At 71.7% G+C, this 15,792-nt stretch carries 13 protein-coding genes; 5 read left to right on the top strand and 8 right to left on the bottom strand.

The window, feature by feature from the left end; all coding sequences use genetic code 11:
• The first annotated feature begins 39 nt into the window (after positions 1-39).
• On the top strand, positions 40-1,146 hold the full coding sequence (locus tag ACIOEW_RS34950) for a PAC2 family protein (protein ID WP_401968963.1): 1,107 nt from the start codon (positions 40-42) through the stop codon (positions 1,144-1,146).
• Between the two features lie 63 nt (positions 1,147-1,209).
• Here the strand turns inward: ACIOEW_RS34950 and ACIOEW_RS34945 are convergent, their stop codons facing one another.
• The 5 genes from ACIOEW_RS34945 to ACIOEW_RS34925 form a co-directional block, all read right to left on the bottom strand.
• A complete protein-coding gene (locus tag ACIOEW_RS34945) occupies positions 1,210-4,260 on the bottom strand; it encodes an NPCBM/NEW2 domain-containing protein (protein ID WP_401968961.1) in 3,051 nt (1,016 codons plus the stop codon).
• A 109-nt stretch (positions 4,261-4,369) separates the two neighbouring features.
• Complete coding sequence (mshC, locus tag ACIOEW_RS34940) at positions 4,370-5,599, bottom strand: cysteine--1-D-myo-inosityl 2-amino-2-deoxy-alpha-D-glucopyranoside ligase (RefSeq protein WP_362548471.1); 1,230 nt, start codon at positions 5,597-5,599, stop codon at positions 4,370-4,372.
• A 149-nt stretch (positions 5,600-5,748) separates the two neighbouring features.
• Entirely contained in the window at positions 5,749-6,588 is an 840-nt protein-coding gene (locus ACIOEW_RS34935; protein ID WP_401968958.1) for an SCO1664 family protein, read from the bottom strand.
• On the bottom strand, positions 6,552-7,142 hold the full coding sequence (locus ACIOEW_RS34930; RefSeq protein WP_123528141.1) for a DUF3090 domain-containing protein: 591 nt from the start codon (positions 7,140-7,142) through the stop codon (positions 6,552-6,554). Before ACIOEW_RS34930 ends, ACIOEW_RS34935 begins: the two co-directional genes overlap by 37 nt.
• Positions 7,143-7,249: 107 nt before the next feature.
• Positions 7,250-7,972 (bottom strand): histidine phosphatase family protein, encoded by a 723-nt coding sequence (locus tag ACIOEW_RS34925; protein WP_362548480.1) that lies wholly within the window; start codon positions 7,970-7,972, stop codon positions 7,250-7,252.
• A gap of 229 nt (positions 7,973-8,201) precedes the next feature.
• Here ACIOEW_RS34925 and corA point away from each other — a divergent pair, with 229 nt between their 5' ends.
• On the top strand, positions 8,202-9,188 hold the full coding sequence (corA, locus tag ACIOEW_RS34920; protein WP_362548483.1) for a magnesium/cobalt transporter CorA: 987 nt from the start codon (positions 8,202-8,204) through the stop codon (positions 9,186-9,188).
• 26 nt (positions 9,189-9,214) lie between these two features.
• Here corA and ACIOEW_RS34915 read toward each other — a convergent pair whose 3' ends face one another.
• Together ACIOEW_RS34915 and ACIOEW_RS34910 are read right to left on the bottom strand one after the other, a co-directional pair.
• Positions 9,215-10,003, bottom strand: coding sequence for a ferritin-like domain-containing protein (locus ACIOEW_RS34915; protein WP_401968955.1), 789 nt, complete (start codon positions 10,001-10,003; stop codon positions 9,215-9,217).
• 232 nt (positions 10,004-10,235) lie between these two features.
• Complete coding sequence (locus ACIOEW_RS34910; RefSeq protein ID WP_350992535.1) at positions 10,236-11,285, bottom strand: LLM class F420-dependent oxidoreductase; 1,050 nt, start codon at positions 11,283-11,285, stop codon at positions 10,236-10,238.
• Between the two features lie 141 nt (positions 11,286-11,426).
• On the opposite strand from ACIOEW_RS34910, the gene ACIOEW_RS34905 reads away from it, so the two are divergent.
• Together ACIOEW_RS34905 and ACIOEW_RS34900 are read left to right on the top strand one after the other, a co-directional pair.
• The gene (locus ACIOEW_RS34905) at positions 11,427-12,410 is read left to right on the top strand and encodes an aldo/keto reductase (protein WP_362548489.1); all 984 of its coding nucleotides are present in this window, start codon (positions 11,427-11,429) and stop codon (positions 12,408-12,410) included.
• Entirely contained in the window at positions 12,407-14,683 is a 2,277-nt protein-coding gene (locus ACIOEW_RS34900; RefSeq protein ID WP_401968952.1) for a helix-hairpin-helix domain-containing protein, read from the top strand. The genes ACIOEW_RS34905 and ACIOEW_RS34900 overlap by 4 nt, the downstream gene beginning before the upstream one ends.
• A gap of 178 nt (positions 14,684-14,861) precedes the next feature.
• On the opposite strand, the gene ACIOEW_RS34895 is transcribed toward ACIOEW_RS34900, so the two are convergent.
• The gene (locus ACIOEW_RS34895) at positions 14,862-15,521 is read right to left on the bottom strand and encodes a hypothetical protein (protein WP_401968950.1); all 660 of its coding nucleotides are present in this window, start codon (positions 15,519-15,521) and stop codon (positions 14,862-14,864) included.
• 47 nt (positions 15,522-15,568) lie between these two features.
• Between ACIOEW_RS34895 and ACIOEW_RS34890 the strand changes: the two genes are divergently transcribed.
• Positions 15,569-15,757, top strand: coding sequence for a DUF5703 family protein (locus ACIOEW_RS34890; RefSeq protein ID WP_123528133.1), 189 nt, complete (start codon positions 15,569-15,571; stop codon positions 15,755-15,757).
• Positions 15,758-15,792: the final 35 nt, after the last annotated feature.

Raw genomic sequence — 15,792 nt, 5'->3', positions numbered from 1 at the left:
GTTGTTCCGTACGCAAGGGAACTTCGGAAGGAGGCCTGGGTGATCGAGCTCGAGGGAGTTCCCGAGCTGATCGACCCGGTCATGGTGGCCGCGTTCGAGGGGTGGAACGACGCAGGTGACGCCGCTTCCACGGCGGTGGCGCACCTGGACCGGGAGTGGAAGGGCGAGGTGTTCGCGGCGCTGGACGCCGAGGACTACTACGACTTCCAGGTCAACCGCCCGACGGTCTGGCTGGACGGCGGGGTGCGCAAGATCACCTGGCCGACCACCCGGCTCTCCGTGGTCCGTATCGGCGGCGAGAAACCGCGCGATCTCGTCCTGGTCCGGGGCATCGAGCCGTCGATGCGCTGGCGCTCGTTCTGCAACGAGATCCTGGGCTTCGCCCATGAGCTGGGCGTCGAGATGGTGGTGGTGCTCGGTGCGCTGCTCGGCGACACCCCGCACACCCGGCCGGTGCCGGTCAGCGGCGTCACGTCCGACCCGGACCTGGCGCGGACCATGGACCTGGAGGAGACCAGGTACGAGGGGCCGACCGGCATCGTCGGCATCCTCCAGGAAGCGTGCACGCACGCGGGTGTGCCCGCGGTGAGCCTGTGGGCGGCGGTGCCGCACTATGTGTCGCAGCCGCCCAACCCGAAGGCCACCCTGGCGCTGCTGAACCGCCTGGAGGACCTCATCGGGCTGCGCATCCCGCTGGGCGAGCTGCCCGAGGACGCACGCGCCTGGCAGCTCGGCGTCGACCAACTGGCCGCCGAGGACAGCGAGGTGGCGGAGTACGTACAGACGCTGGAGGAGGCCCGCGACACCGCGGAGCTGCCCGAGGCGAGCGGTGAGGCCATCGCCCGGGAGTTCGAGCGCTATCTGCGGCGCCGGGATCCCGGCCCCGGCCAGGCGCCGGGCGGGCACGCGACGGAGAGCGGTGAGGGCCCGTATCTGCGGGACCCGTCGAGCGGCCGGACCAGGCCGCCCAAGCCGCCCAAGCCGCCCAAGCCGGAGGCCACCTCCGGCCCCGGGCCGGTGGGCGGGTCCGGCAGCGGGCCGGTGACCGGCTCCGGGGAGGGTTCCGGGCCGGCCGACGGTCCCGGGAGCAGCGGCCCCCCGCCGGATTCGTCGGAGGACTCCCCGGACGACGCCTCGGAGGACTGATCCGGGCAGCGTGGAGCCGGGCGGGTGCGTACCCGCCCGGCTCCCCTGCGTCGCTGCGGACATTCAGGAACAGACGAAGCGCGCCGCGCCCCAGTCCCCGTGGTCACCGGTCTTGGACCCGTTGGTGTCCGTGACCTTCAGACGCACATGGCGCGCACCGTCGAGCGGCACATCGACCGGCACCGTCGCCGACGCCCCGGTCACCTTCGGCGAGGTCCACAGCACCTTGCCGTCCGCCTCGACGGAGAACGCCACTTCGCCGTAGCCGTTGATCTCGTCGTCGATCCCGGCGTCGGCGGTGAACTTCGAGCAGTGCCCGCCGAGATAGACCTCGATGTCGGAGTCGGCGTGGGTGCCGATCCCCTTCTCGTACACCTTCCCGGCCAGGGTCAGCGGGTGTCCGTCGGCAGCGCCCGATTCGCCGTTGCTGCGATCGCGCTCCGCCGGTCCGTACCCGTTGGACGAGGTCAGCCACTCCAGGTCGCTCGCCCATGCCTCACCGGTGGGCGGCGCCGGCATCACGGCTGTCGCGAGGCGCTGGACGGCCGTGCGGGACTCGCCCGCCGACCGGTAGCGCGTGAGCGCGGTGATCCGGGCCTCGCCCGCCTTGGCCTCCTTCGCCGGGGTGACCTTCACCTCGACCCGCCGGGTGGTGCCCGCCGGGATCCGGTCCACGGCCGCGGCCGGAGTGGCCTGCCAGCCCTCGGGGACGTCGAGCGAGACCACGGCGTCCGTGACGTCGGCCGTGCCCGCGGTGACGTCGACGGCGACGGTGCCGGCGGCCCCTGCGCCGATCTCCTGCCCCTGCGGCGCGGAGAGGGCAGCGGTCGCGGCGGCATCGCGACCGCCGACCGCGCTGGTGTTCTCCAGCTTCACGGAGAACTTCTTGCCCGTGGACAGCGGGGCGGTCTTGATCTTCACCACGCCGCCGCGGTCGTCGCGGTCGTACCACCAGCCCTGCTTCGCCGAGGCGTAGGCGGCAGCCGAGTCCAGACGCGGCAGCTTGCCGGCGAGCTTCACGCCACTCGGCGCTGAGCCGGTGTGCACACTGAACTCATACGGGCGCCTGCTCTGCTTGCCCTCGAACTTCCCCTTGCTCGCGCCGATGTTCACGGTGACATCGCCCGCACCCCTGGCCGGGGCCCGGACATCGGCCTGCTGGGTGGCGTACGCGCCGTCACGGTGCTGCCGGGTCACGCCGTCGTCCTCGTACAGCGTGAACGACGAACTGCCCTGCGGGTAGATGTCCCAGGCGAGCGGGGAGCCGGCGGTGCGGTCCTTGTACGAGCGGATGCCCGGCCACATCGGCACACTGGCACCGCCCTTGACGAAGAGCGGCAGGGTGTCGAGCGGGGCGCTGTAGTCGTCGAGCGTGACCGGCCCCTCGTACGTCCGTCCGCTCCAGTAGTCGGTCCAGGTGCCCTTCGGCAGGTAGATGCCGTCGCGCTCGGTGCTGTCCTGGTAGACGGGAGCGACGAGGAAGTCCTCACCGGACATGAACTCGTACTTGGCCGCGTCCGTCGCCGCCTTCGGGTCGTCCGGGTACTCCAGCACCAGCGGGCGGACCATGCCGACACCGGTCTTCGTGGCCTCGTGCGCGTAGGAGTACTGATAGGGCAGCAGCGACTCCTTGAGCTTGAGGTAGTCACGGTTGACGGAGGTGTACGGCTCCCCGTAGCGGAAGGGCTGCTTGTCGCTGGCCGCCCAGCCGTCCATGGTCATCGTGGTCCCGAGGAACATCTTCCACTGGAGGTCACGGGTGTACGTCTTGGCGCTGCCGCCGAAGATGCCGTCGACGTCGCCCGTCGTGTAGGCGAGGCCGGACATCGTGGCGCCCGCATAGGTCGGGATCTGCCAGCGGATGTAGTCCCAGGTGCCGTACTGGTCGCCGGACCACTGGACACCGCAGCGCTGCGCACCCGACCAGCTCTCGGGGGCGTAGGTGAAGCCGCGGGCGTCGCTGTTGTCCTCGATGCCCTTGTACGCGTCCTTGCAGCCGTCCAGGGCGAACTTGTAGCCCTCGCCGATCCAAGCGACGTCGAGCTTGGCGACGCGCTGGCCGGCCTTGACCTGGTCGGCGATCTTCTCGATGCCGTCCTGGGTCCAGAGGCCGAGCTGCATGTCGCGGTCCTGGAGGCCCTTGGCGGTCTCGGCGAGGTCCTCGTAGCCGCAGCCGTAGCCGTCGTTGACGAGCATCCAGCCGTTCGGCATGTCGTTCTCGACGTAGCCGTCGGCGACCTTCAGCGCGTCCAGGGTGCGGCGTTCACCGCGGTTGGCATTGTGCAGGTAGCAGTCGGCGTCACCGATCTCCATGCCGTACACCGGAGGCAGGAAGGGCTTGCCGGTGAGCTTCGTGTACTGGCCGATGACGTCCTTGGCGCTGTCGCCCGCGAAGTAGTAGGCGTCGAAGCGCTGTTCCTGCTCGGTGGTGGTCACCGGGTCGGTGAAGGCGTAGGTGCCCGGCGCGAAGGTGTTCCGGAAGACGCCGTAGCCGGCCGACGAGAGGTAGAAGGGCACCGAGTTGGGGTGCCCTCCGTCGTCCCAGTTGTAGTCGACGCCGACCTCGACGGTCTTGTCCCGGTGCGAGGTGTTGCCGCGGCCGTTCTGCATGCCGGCGCCGTAGAACTGCTCGTCGGCACCGCGGGCCAGGGTCTGAGTGGTCTTCTCGCCGTCCCAGCTCAGCCCCTTCGCCTCGGACCAGACCTGGCTGCCGTCGGCCCGGTACAGGGCGAACCGCAGGGGCGACTTGTAGACACGCAGAGTGACGTCGCCCGTGGAGAGGTCGTAGCGGTCGCTGCGCTCCTTCCACCGGGTGCGGGGCGGGGTGTCCTGCGGCAGGACGATGGCATCGCCCGCGGGGTCCTCGAAGGTGCCGTCCGGGGCGAGTTCGATACGGAAGGTCTCCTCGGACACGAAGCTGACGCGAGCCTTCGCGGCCCCCGCGCTCAGCCGGTAGACGGGTCCGTCGGCCGTGAAGCCGGTGAGATCGCCGACCGTCGTGCCGGCGGGTTCGGCCGGGTCGGCGGCCTGTGCGCTGCCCGGCCCCGAGAGCGCGGCGAGCAGTCCCAGGAGCGCTGCAATTACTGCCCCTCTGATGCGCGTTGATGATTGCATAGAGCGCTTTTAGCGCAGTACCAAGCATTTGACCATGGACAAAACGGAACCGGCCCCGAACTTCATCAAGAAGTTCGGGGCCGGTGAACGGACGTAATACAGCGGGCAGTTACAGCGCGACACCGAGCAGGGCATCGACGGTGCGCGAGACGAGTCCCGGCGCTCCCTCGTCCGTCCCGCCCTCGGCGGTCTGCCGCTGGGCCCAGCGGTCCACGGCGGCCAGGGCCGCCGGGGCGTCCAGGTCGTCGGCGAGGGCCGCGCGGACCTCCTCGACGAGGGCGTCCGCGGACAGCCCGTCGGGCCGGGAGACGGCGGCACGCCAGCGCGCGAGCCGCTCCACCGCGTCGGTGAGCACCTGGTCGGTCCACTCCCAGTCGGAGCGGTAGTGGTGCGAGAGCAGGGCGAGGCGGATGGCCGCCGGGTCCACGCCGTCGCGGCGCAGCACCGAGACGAAGACCAGGTTGCCCCTGGACTTGGACATCTTCTCGCCGTCCAGGCCGACCATGCCCGCGTGCACGTACGCCTGGGCGAACGGGTGCTCGCCGGTCAGCACCTGGGCGTGCGAGGCGCCCATCTCGTGGTGCGGGAAGGCGAGGTCGGAGCCGCCTCCCTGGACGTCGAAGCCCATGCCGAGGTGGTCCAGGGCGATGGCGACGCACTCGATGTGCCAGCCGGGCCGGCCGGCACCGAGCGAGGCCCCGTCCCAGCTCGGCTCGCCCTCACGGGCGGCCATCCAGAGCATCGGGTCGAGCGGGTTCTTCTTGCCCGGGCGGTCCGGGTCGCCGCCGCGTTCGGCGGAGAGCAGGCGCATCGCCTCGGCGTCGAGATTGGAGACCTGGCCGAAGTGCGGGTCGGTGTCGACGGAGAAGTACACATCGCCGTTGAGTTCGTAGGCGGCGCCCGCGTCCCGGAGCCGTTCGACGAGCGGCACGATGCCGGGTATCGCCTCGACGGCTCCGATGTAGTGCTGCGGCGGGAGCATGCGCAGGGCAGTCATGTCCTCGCGGAACAGGGCCGTCTCGCTCTCGGCGAGCTCGGTCCAGTCCTTGCCGTCGCGCACGGCCCGCTCCAGCAACGGGTCGTCCACGTCAGTCACGTTCTGGACATAGTGAACCTGCCGCTTGGTGTCGAGCCACACGCGCTGCACGAGGTCGAACGCGTTGTAGGTCGCCGCATGACCCATATGGGTCGCGTCGTACGGCGTGATGCCGCAGACATAGATGCGGGCGACGGGACCGGGGTCAAGGGTGATCCGTCCGCCGGTCGCGGTGTCGTGGATCCGAAGGTCGCGGCCCCTGCCAGGAAGGGCGGGGACCTCAGAAGCGGGCCAGGCATGCATGCCACGAGCGTAACCGGACGCAGCTTCCGGATACGAACCGGAGGGGGAATCCGGTCCGAAGAGGCGCTCTTGCGCCCGGACCCGGAAGGTGCCTGCCCCGGTGGCTCCAGGGCCCCGCGCGGTCGCACCGGCTGATCACACAGGCTTGATCACACCGGCGGCCACGGGATGGCCGGCCATTCCCCGCTCGGCTCCCGGTGCAGCCCTGTGGACCGCAGACCCGCCACCCGGGCCCGCAGGGCCTCGATCTCGGCGGCGGTGATCAGTTCCCCCAGCCGGGTGAGCAGCACGCCCCCCGGCGCCAGTTCCGCGGCCAGCCGGTCCAGCACCTCGACGGCCTCCGCCGGCAGCGGCTCGCCCGCCCAGCCCCACAGCAGCGTGCGCAGTTTGTCGTCCGCGTTGAAGGTCACACCGTGATCGATGCCGTACAGCCGGCCGTCGGGTGCCGGAAGCAGATGGCCGCCCTTGCGGTCGCCGTTGTTGATCACGGCGTCGAGGACCGCGAGCCGGCGCAGCCGGGGATCGTCCGCGTGCACCAGCAGCGCCGTCTTCCCCTCCCCCACCTCGGCGAGGGCCACGGGCTTCCAGCCCTCGCCCGGCTCCTCGTCCTCGACGAGCGCGAGCAGCCCGGGCGCGCCGTCCTCCTGCGGCGCCGCCTCGATCCAGAGCTGGCACATGCCCTGGCCGTACGGCCCGTCGCGCAGCACGGTCGGAGGCACCAGGCCCCACCCCGTCACCTCGGAGACCTCGTAGGCGGCCACCTCGCGCTGGGCGAGGGTGCCGTCGGGGAAGTCCCACAGCGGCTGCTCGCCCGACACCGGCTTGTAGACGCAGTGCGCCTCTTCGCCCTCGTACGCGATTGAGCAGTAGAGCACCGCGTTGGAGGCCCCGCGGACCTGTCCGAGGACGGTGAGCTGCCCCTTGCCGAGCAGGGTGATCAGCTCGGTGTCGGTCAGGCCCCGCGACGGTATCCGTTCTGGCGCGGGCATACGTGTCCTTCCGGATCGAGCGGGAGGCTGCACAGGGGGCACGGGGGACGGCCGGCGTTCACGACGTCCAGGGCCCGTTTGGCGAAGGCCCTGGCCTGCGCGCCGCTGAGCCGGACCCGGAGCATCGGCGGGCCGTTCTCCTCGTCCTGGAGCAGCCGCTCCTCGGCCTCCGCGAGGTCCTCGACGGATTCCGCGTCCAGTTCGACCAGGGCCTGCGCCTCGACGATCATGCGCTGTTCCTCGCCGTCCCAGGCGAGGGCCATGGTGCCGACCCGGAACTCCTCCTCGACGGGGACGTCGAGCGGAGCGGTGTCGGTGACGTCCATCGGTGCCACGGCCGGGACGGGTGAGTTCCCTCCGGTGCGCCGCACCACTTCGTCGAGCAGTTCGTCCACCCGCTCGGCGAGCGCGGCGACCTGGGTCTTCTCCAGGGCCACGCTGGTGACACGTCCGCCTGAGGATGCCTGCAGGAAGAAGGTACGACGTCCAGGCAGCCCGACCGTACCGGCCACGAAACGGTCCGGGGGGTCGTAGAGGAACACCTGACGGGACACGTCCTGTCTCCCTTGAAAATTGACGGCATATGAGGGTCGGCCGGGCCGGCCCGGGAGAGTCTCCCGGAATGGCGCCTACGGCGCGTCCACCCTACTGTGCGGAGCGATCACGGCGCCCCAGCGCCGCCGCCGACCGCCGCTTCCCCTTCGCCGCCGGCCGCCGCACCCGTCCCGGCGCTCGCGTCCGGCGCCGGTTCGCGGGGCGCCAGCGACACCAGGTCGCCCGTGTCACCGAGGCGCAGCAGGAACGGGCGCAGCCTGGTGTAACGGATCGCGGTGACGGAACACGGGTCGGCCTGGACGCGCTGGAAGAGGTCCAGATGCATGCCGAGGGCGTCGGCGACAAGGGACTTGATGATGTCCCCGTGGGAGCACATCAGATAGACGGCGTTCTCGCCGTGCTCCGCCTCGATCCTCGCGTTCCAGTCCCGTACCGCGTCGACAGCACGTGCCTGCATCGCCCGCATCGACTCGCCGCCGGGGAACGCCGCGGCGGACGGGTGCTGCTGCACGACCGTCATCAGCGGCTCGTCGGTGAGCTCCGCGAGCTTGCGCCCCGACCAGTCGCCGTAGTCGCACTCGCTGATCCGCTCCTCGGCGTGCAGCGCCAGCTCCGGCCGGGCACCGAGCAGCGGGCCGAGTGTCTCCCGGCAGCGTTGCAGGGGGCTGCTGACGGCGGCGACGAGGGGCAGGGCGGCCAGCCGTCCGGGGAGCGCGGCGGCCTGCTCGGTGCCGCGCTCGTCAAGCGCGACACCGGGGGTGCGGCCGGCGAGCACTCCGGCCGTGTTGGCGGTGGAGCGTCCGTGGCGTACGAGGATCAGGGTCGGCATACCGGCCAGCGTAGGGCCTCTCGTTCGGATCAGGCTGGATCAGGGAGCGGGGTCCGGTGCCGTGCATCGCAAGGCGGAGGAGGGAGTCATGGCGGAGTCCTGGCGACCGACGACAACGCGGCGAGGTGCGGTGCCGGGCCCCGCGAGCCCAGCCTGATCCGAACGAGAGGCCCTGAGCCGCCGCCCCCGCAAAGGTGCGCCGGGGAGCGGAGCAGGGAAGAATGCGCGCGTGATCGTGGACTGCGCCATTTACAAGGACGGACGCCGCACCGACGGCCCCGCCGACTTCTCCGACGCCCTCGACGAGGCGCGGGCCAGCGGAGACGCGTTCCTGTGGATCGGCCTGCACGAGCCCACGGAGAAGGAGTTCGAACTGGTCAGCAGCGAGTTCGGACTGCACCCGCTGGCCGTGGAGGACGCGCTGGCCGCGCACCAGCGGCCGAAGCTGGAGGTGTACGACGACTCGCTGTTCGCGGTGATCAAACCCATCGTGTACGAGCACGAGAGCGACACGGTCAGCGCGGACGAGTTGATGGTGTTCATAGGTGACTCGTTCGTGGTGACGGTCCGGCACGGCGAGGGTGCGCCCCTGGCCGCGGTCCGCCGCCGGCTGGAGGCCGAGGCCGATGTGCTCAAGCACGGTCCCACGGCGGTGCTGTACGCGATCAGCGACGCGATCGTGGACCACTACATCGATGTCGCGGGTGAGCTCCAGGTCGACCTGGAGGAGCTGGAGACACAGGTCTTCGCGCCGAACGGGACCGGCGACTCCAAGAACACCGCGGCCCGTATCTACACCTTCAAGCGCCAGGTGCTGGAGTTCCGCCGGGCGACGGTCCCGCTGGCCGCGCCGATGGCCCGGCTGGCGAGCGCCGGGGTGCCGTTCGTCCACGAGCACTCGCAGCCGTTCTTCCGTGACGTCCAGGACCATCTGACGCGCGCCAACGAGCAGGTCGAGGGGCTGGACCGGCTGCTCTCCGACATCCTGTCCGCACATCTCGCGCAGATGGGGGTGCGGCAGAACGACGACATGCGCAAGATCTCGGCGTGGGCGGCGATGGCCGCCGTGCCGACGATGGTCGCGGGGATCTACGGCATGAACTTCGAGCACATGCCGGAGCTGCGCTGGGTCTGGGCCTATCCGGCGGTCGTGCTGCTGATGGCGGGCGCCGTCGTCGGCCTGTACCGCCAGTTCAAACGCCGCGGCTGGCTCTGACGGGCGGGGCCGCCGCACGGCCCCGCTCAGGCGAACTCGGGTGCCGGTACGGCCGGCCCGCCCAGCGCGTCGCGCCGCTCGGGAGGCGTCAGGCTGACCATGCGCCGCCAGCCGAAGAGCCGCTCGTAGGCGTGGACTGCGTGGATCCCCGCCGCCAGCACCGCAGCCTTGGCCCGGGACCAGCCGAGGACGCGGCCCATGTGGTCCATCACGGCGAGGCTGACATCTCGGTACACCCGGATCTCGACGAGGGCGCACTCGCGCAGGATGTGCTGGATCGTCCGGCCGTGCCCGGCCGCGGCGAAACGCAGGAGCTCCTCGTGGCAGTACGCGAGGTGGTTGTCCTCGTCGTTCGAGATCATCCTGACCGCGCGGCCCAGGTCGGGGTGGTCGGTGAAGTACTTGCGCAGCAGCTGCATCTGCTCGGACGCACGCTGTTCGGTCACCCGGCTGTGGGCCAGGTACGTGATGATGTCGCGCTCGGTGAGCCGCTCCTCGCGCCCCAGCTGCTCATGGGCGAGGCCGATGCCGTGCTTCTCCAGCAGCATCGTGTAGTCGGTCTCGTGCGGGACCGGGACCGCCGTCAGACCGCGCTTCCTCAGCAGGGCGTTGAAGATCCGCCCGTGCTTGTCCTCGTCGGCGCCGTGCCGGGCGATCTTCGGGGCGAGCGCGCGCTGGCTCGCGGGTACGAGTGCCGCGATGCGGCCGTTCTCCCAGCCTCCCTGGGACTCCCCGCTGGCGGCGATGGAACAGAACAGCCGGAACGATTCGTCGTCGTCGAGAATCTCCTGGAACAGGTTCTTTGCCGAGAGCATCACTGCCACCTCCGTGCCGGCGTCTGCCGAGCGACAGTCAAATGCGCCCGGTCCCGACGGGCAACAGGAGCGCCCCCGCGCTGGGCCGAACGGGTTACCCGCCCTTCAGGGGCACCCCCCCTGGCGAACCGTTTCCGCACGGCCCGTAACCCCAACCGTTCCACCCGCGTTGTTCCCGGTGACGGCCGTGGCGGGGAGGACCCCCCGAGCCCCCACCACGGCCGCAGACCACCTATGCGAGCCCGGACCGCTCCAGCGCATCAGTGCCGGCCCGCAGCGCGGCGATCCGCTCGTCGAGCGTGAAGCCCGCGGGGGCCAGAGTCAGGGTCGTGACGCCCGCGGCCGCGTACGCCTGCATCCGGTCGGCGATGCGCTCCACCGACCCCAGCAGCGTGGTCTGGTCGATCAGCTGATGCGGCACGGCCGCGGCCGCACCGGCCTTGTCGCCCGACAGGTACTTCTCCTGGATCTCGGCGGCTTCCTTCTCGTACCCCATGCGCTGGGCGAGCTGGTTGTAGAAGTTCTGCTTGGGGCTGCCCATGCCACCGACGTACAGCGCGGTGTACGGCCGGAACATGTCGGCGAGGCCCTTGACGTCGTCGCCCACGGCGAGCGGCAGCGTCGGACAGACGTCGAAACCGTCCATGGTCTTGCCGGCCTTCTCGCGCCCCGCCCGCAGGTACCGCATCGCGGTGTCCTCGAGGTGGTCCGCGGACGGGAAGATCAGCAGGGCGCCGTCGGCGATCTCGCCGGTCTGCTCCAGGTTCTTGGGCCCGATCGCGGCGATGTACAGCGGGATGTGCTCGCGCTGCGGGTGGACGGTCAGCTTGATCGGCTTGCCCGGACCGCCGGGCAGCGGGAGCGTCCAGTGCTGCCCCTCGTACGAGAGCCGCTCCCGGGCCATCGCCTTGCGGACGATCTCGACGTACTCCCGGGTGCGGGCGAGCGGCTTGTCGAACTTGACGCCGTACCAGCCTTCGGAGACCTGCGGCCCTGACACCCCGAGGCCGAGGCGGAAGCGGCCGCCGGAGAGGGAGTCGAGGGTGGCCGCGGTCATCGCCGTCATGGCGGGCTGACGGGCCGGGATCTGCATGATCGCGGAGCCGACGTCGATGGACTCGGTCTGCGCGGCGACCCAGGACAGCACGGTCGGCGCGTCGGAGCCGTAGGCCTCGGCCGCCCAGCAGACGTCGTAGCCGAGCCGGTCGGCCTCCTGCGCGACGGCGAGGTTGTCGCCGTCCATCCCCGCGCCCCAGTAACCGAGATTGATGCCGAGCCGCATAGCCGCTCCCCTTACTGATCAGTAACGTCCCTGTGCTCCGGACTCTAGCGCGCGGGAAGGCGATACGGCAGGGGGCGACCCGCGCACCGGTTGTCCACAGGCCTGCGACGCGTGGAGCTCTGGCCAGTAATCTCAGCGCCCATGGAGCAGAGGCATCTCGGCCGCACCGGCCTTCGAGTGTCCCGGATCGGGCTCGGCACCCTCACCTGGGGCCGGGACACCGACGAGCACGACGCTGCCGAGCAGCTGAAGGCCTTCTGGGAGGTGGGCGGCACCCTGGTCGACACGGCGGATGTGTACGGCGGCGGGGAGGCCGAGTATCTGCTCGGACAGCTCGCCGGAAGCCTGGTGCCACGGCGCGATCTCGTCATCGCGACCAAGGCCGGGAGCGTGGCCGATCCGTACCGCAGGTTCAACGGCTCGCGCGGACATCTGCTGGCGGCCCTGGACGCCTCGCTGGAACGTCTCGGCACGGACTACGTGGATCTGTGGCAGGTCCACGCCTTCGACCCCATGACCCCGCTGGACGAGACGCTCCAGGCACTGGACATCGCGGTCTCCAGCGGACGCGCCCGCTACGCGGGGGTGTCCAACTTCTGCGGCTGGCAGCTGGCGAAGGCCGCGACCTGGCAGCTCGCCTCACCCGGGGTGCGGACCCGGCTGGCGAGTACGCAGATGGAGTACTCGCTGCTGCAGCGGGGGGTGGAACGCGAAGTCCTGCCCGCCGCGCTCGACCTCGGCGTGGGGCTGCTGCCGTCCTCGCCGCTGGGCCGTGGCGTGCTGACCGGGAAGTACCGCACGGGCACCCCCTCGGACTCGCGCGGCGCCTCCGAGCTGCTGGCCCCCTTCGTCGAGCCGTATCTCGACGACCCTGCGAGCCGCATCGTGCACGCCGTGGCGACGGCGGCCGACGGCCTGGCCACCACGGCGCTCCAGGTGGCTCTGGCCTGGGTGCGGGACCGGCCGGGCGTGGTGGCCCCGATCATCGGCGCGCGCAACGCGCAGCAGCTCACGGAGGCATTGTCAGTGGAGGCGCTTAGTCTTCCTGACGAGATCTGCCAGGCGCTCGACGATGTGTCGGCGCCCGTGCACCGCTATCCCGACCAGGACTGGAGCACGCTGTGACTGCGCTTCCCCGGGGGGAATCCCCCGGCCCCTCGGCCGCCGACGACGACAGCGTCGTCGCGGACGAGCCCGCCACCGCACCCGCACCCGCGCCCGCCGAGGAGGCCGCTGCGGGGGCCGACGACGGAGCCGATGACGGGGAGACGGCCGAGGTTGCCGAAGGGACGGACGGGGCCTCCGCCTCGGATGACACCGTCGCGGGCGTGGACGGGACCGCCGAGGGAGACGCCGGCGCTGCCGCGGCACCCTCCGAGGCCGAGGCGGAGCTGGCCGCCCAGCGCGAGCTGCGGGAGCGGATCGAGAAGCGCAAGGCCGAGAAGGACGGACCCATCGCCGCCGGTGCGAAGCTGAGCGGCCCGGCGGCCGATCTGCTTGCGGCCGTACGGGCCGTGGAGAGCGGCGAGAAGCCCGGCACCACGTTCTTCGACTCCCCCGCCCCTTCCCCCGACCGCCGGAGCACCCCCGCGCCCGCACCGGTGCGCGAGCGAGCCCCCGCGCCCGTCCACGCGTCCCTGGGCGCGTCGCCCGAGGCCGTGGCCGCCGTGGCGGCCGTGCTGGCCGAGGGAGGGGCTCCGGAGGCACTGGCCGGCCCGGCAGCCGGCACCCTGGGCGCGCAGGCAGGCGAGATCCTGCGCGAGGACCCGTGGCAGCTGCTGTCCCTGCCCGGAGTCGGCCCGGAACAGGCCGACGGCTTCGCCCGGGCGCTCCTCGGCGCCGGCTGCGGCCCGGATGACGAGCGGCGCACCGCCGCCCTCGTCGGCTGGCTTCTGGAGCGCGCCGCACTGCAGGGCCACACCGCGCTCGACGCGGCACAGGTGCGCGCCGCGCTCGCCGGGCGGGCGGTGACCGACCCCGACGCGGCAGTGCAGCACGCCATCGCCGAGGGCGTCGTCCTGGTCTTCCAGGACGGCCCGGAGGACGAGCAGAGCGACGAGGACGAGGAGACCGACGAGAGCGGCGGGACCGAAGAAGGCGCGGAGCCGGCGGCCGAGCGGGAGCCGGTCCAGGTGCTCCTCGGCCTCGACCGGTACGCGCTGGCGGAGGAGAGCCTCGCCGACGGACTCGCCCGCCTGGTCAACGCCTGCGAGAAGGACGCCGACTGGTCGGACGCCGCCGCCGCGGCCCCGTCCCCCTCGGCCGCCGAGCTGATCCGCACCGCCGCGGCGCACGGCCTCGTCGCGCACACGGGCGGCGAGGCGGCGAGGGCCGAACCCGCGGCGCTGATCGCGGCCGCCGCCGGTCTCGGTCTGCGGGCCCTGGGCGCCACGCACAGCGTGGACGGCAGGCAGCGGCTGGCCGAGGCGGTCGGCGACCCCGGCCAGTCGCCGCCGGCCGTCACGCTGGCCGGTCTGCTCTCCGGTACGGAAGGCCCCGGGCGGGACGAGGAGGGAGCGCTCGCCCTCGACCTGCTCGTCGTGCTGGACGCCCCGCAACTGGACGTCGAGACCGGCGCCATGCTGGTGGAGTCCCTCGCCGACGGCACCCGTCTGGTGTTCAGCGGCGATCCGGGCGTGCTGGGATCGGCCGGTGCGGGGCGGGTGTTCGCCGATGTCCTGGCCGCCCGCGCCTGCCCCCAGGTCGTCTCCCGCACCCCGGACCCCGGTCCGATCGGCGAGCTGGTCTCCGGTATCGGCATCGGGGAGCTGAACCAGGTGGAGGCGCCGGGCAAGGAGGTCGTGATCGTCCCCGTGCGCGACGCGGGCGAAGCCGTGCACCGCACGGTGCAGCTGGTCGCCGACTCCGTGCCGCGTGCCATCGGGGTGCCGTCCTCGGACACCCAGGTCATCACCGTCGGCCACGGCGGCTCGGCCGGCACCCGCGCGTTGAACGAGGCGCTCAAGCAGCGGCTCAACCCGGGCCCCGGCCGCTTCGGCGGTTTCGATCCGGGGGACAGGGTGGCTCATGTTCCCGCGCCGGGCAGGACCGTGCCCGGCGTGGTCGTCTCGGCCGATCCCGAAGGCCTGCATCTGGACTGTGCGGGGAGCCCCGTCGTCGTACCGCAGGAGCGGGTGGCCGCCTCCGTGCGGCACGCCTGGGCGCTGAGCGCCCACCAGGCGGCGGGGATGCGGTGGCCCGCGGTCGTCGTCGTGCTGCCGGGTGACGCGGCTCAGGGGCTGAGCCGCCCCTGGGTCTACACCGCTTTCAGCCGGGGAGAACGGCATCTGTCCGTGGTGCACGGTGTCGACCAGGCCCTGCCCCGCGCCGTGGCCCAGTCCCCCGCCCAGGACCGCACCACCCGGCTGCGCACGCTGCTGGAGGCGTCCGACGACTGAGACCGACGGGCTGCCGGGTGGCCTCGGACCGACGGGGCTGCCGGGTGGCCTCGAAGTGCGTGCGAGGGCGTGGCCGCCCCGCCCGAGGTCACCCGACGGCCCCTGAGGACCGGGCGGGCGCTTCGCGCGTCCGCCCGGCGTCCTTCGTTACGGCTCCGTCAGGGGCGGGAGGGAGGAATCAGGTCCTGTCCCTCGTCAGACCGTCGAGTTCCTCGTCCAGGTCGTCCTCGTCGAAGACCGCGCTGACGTCGAAGCGGCAGACCACCAGCTGCGGATCCGCGTCGTCGAACGGGGCGCCGAGCCACTCCCCCGGCTCCGGCAGCTCGTCCACGGCCGCGACCCAGAGCGTGGAGTCGCCCTCCTCCAGACCGAACTCCGTGTGCCGGGAGGCGATCTCGTCCGCCTCGTACTCCCCGAACAGCACCCCCAGCGCCGCGTGGACGCTGCTGCCGACCACGGCCGCAGCCTCGCTGTCGCGGTCGTCCGGGTCCACATCGGCGACGCGCTGCGCCTGTGCGAGCAGCCGCTGCGGCTCCACCACCGCGTAGTCGCGGCGGATCAGCACGCTGAGTGCGTTCGGCTCCTCCGCGCCGCTGTACGGCGGCAGGGAGTCCTCCACCCCCGGAATCTCGAACGGGGTGACCTCGTCATGGCGGTCGTAGAGGAGTTCGTCATAGACCTCGGCCGCAGCGGCCAGTGCGTTGAACGCGTCGTAGACAGCGGGGTCGTCGTCCCCGGACCGGCGTTCGACCGCCGCGAGGTGGTGGTCGATCGCGGCTTTGACCGCATCGGCGGCGGCGCGTACCTCGGCAGCGGTGGGCTGCGCAGCATCAGACATAGGGCAGACGCTATCCGTACACAGGCTCTGCCCGCACAATAGATGCGATGCCGGAATACGAATTTGTCGACGTGTACGTGCCGCGCGGGGTGTCCCGGAAGGAGACGACCCGCCTGTTGACCGACCATGCCGAGTACGGGCACTGGGAGTTGGACCGACTGACGCTGCGCCTGGACGGCAGCCGCCGGGTGCGGCTGCGGCGGCGGATCATTCGCCAGCTACGCGCCACCTGGTGAAACGTGGAACGGGCCCCGCTGCCGCGGGGCCCGTT

The organism is Streptomyces sp. NPDC087901, assembly GCF_044742205.1.
In the GTDB taxonomy this organism is placed as follows: Bacteria; Actinomycetota; Actinomycetes; order Streptomycetales; family Streptomycetaceae; genus Streptomyces.
Note: the sequence above shows the minus strand (reverse complement) of the source record. Positions and strands in the feature narration are given on the sequence as shown.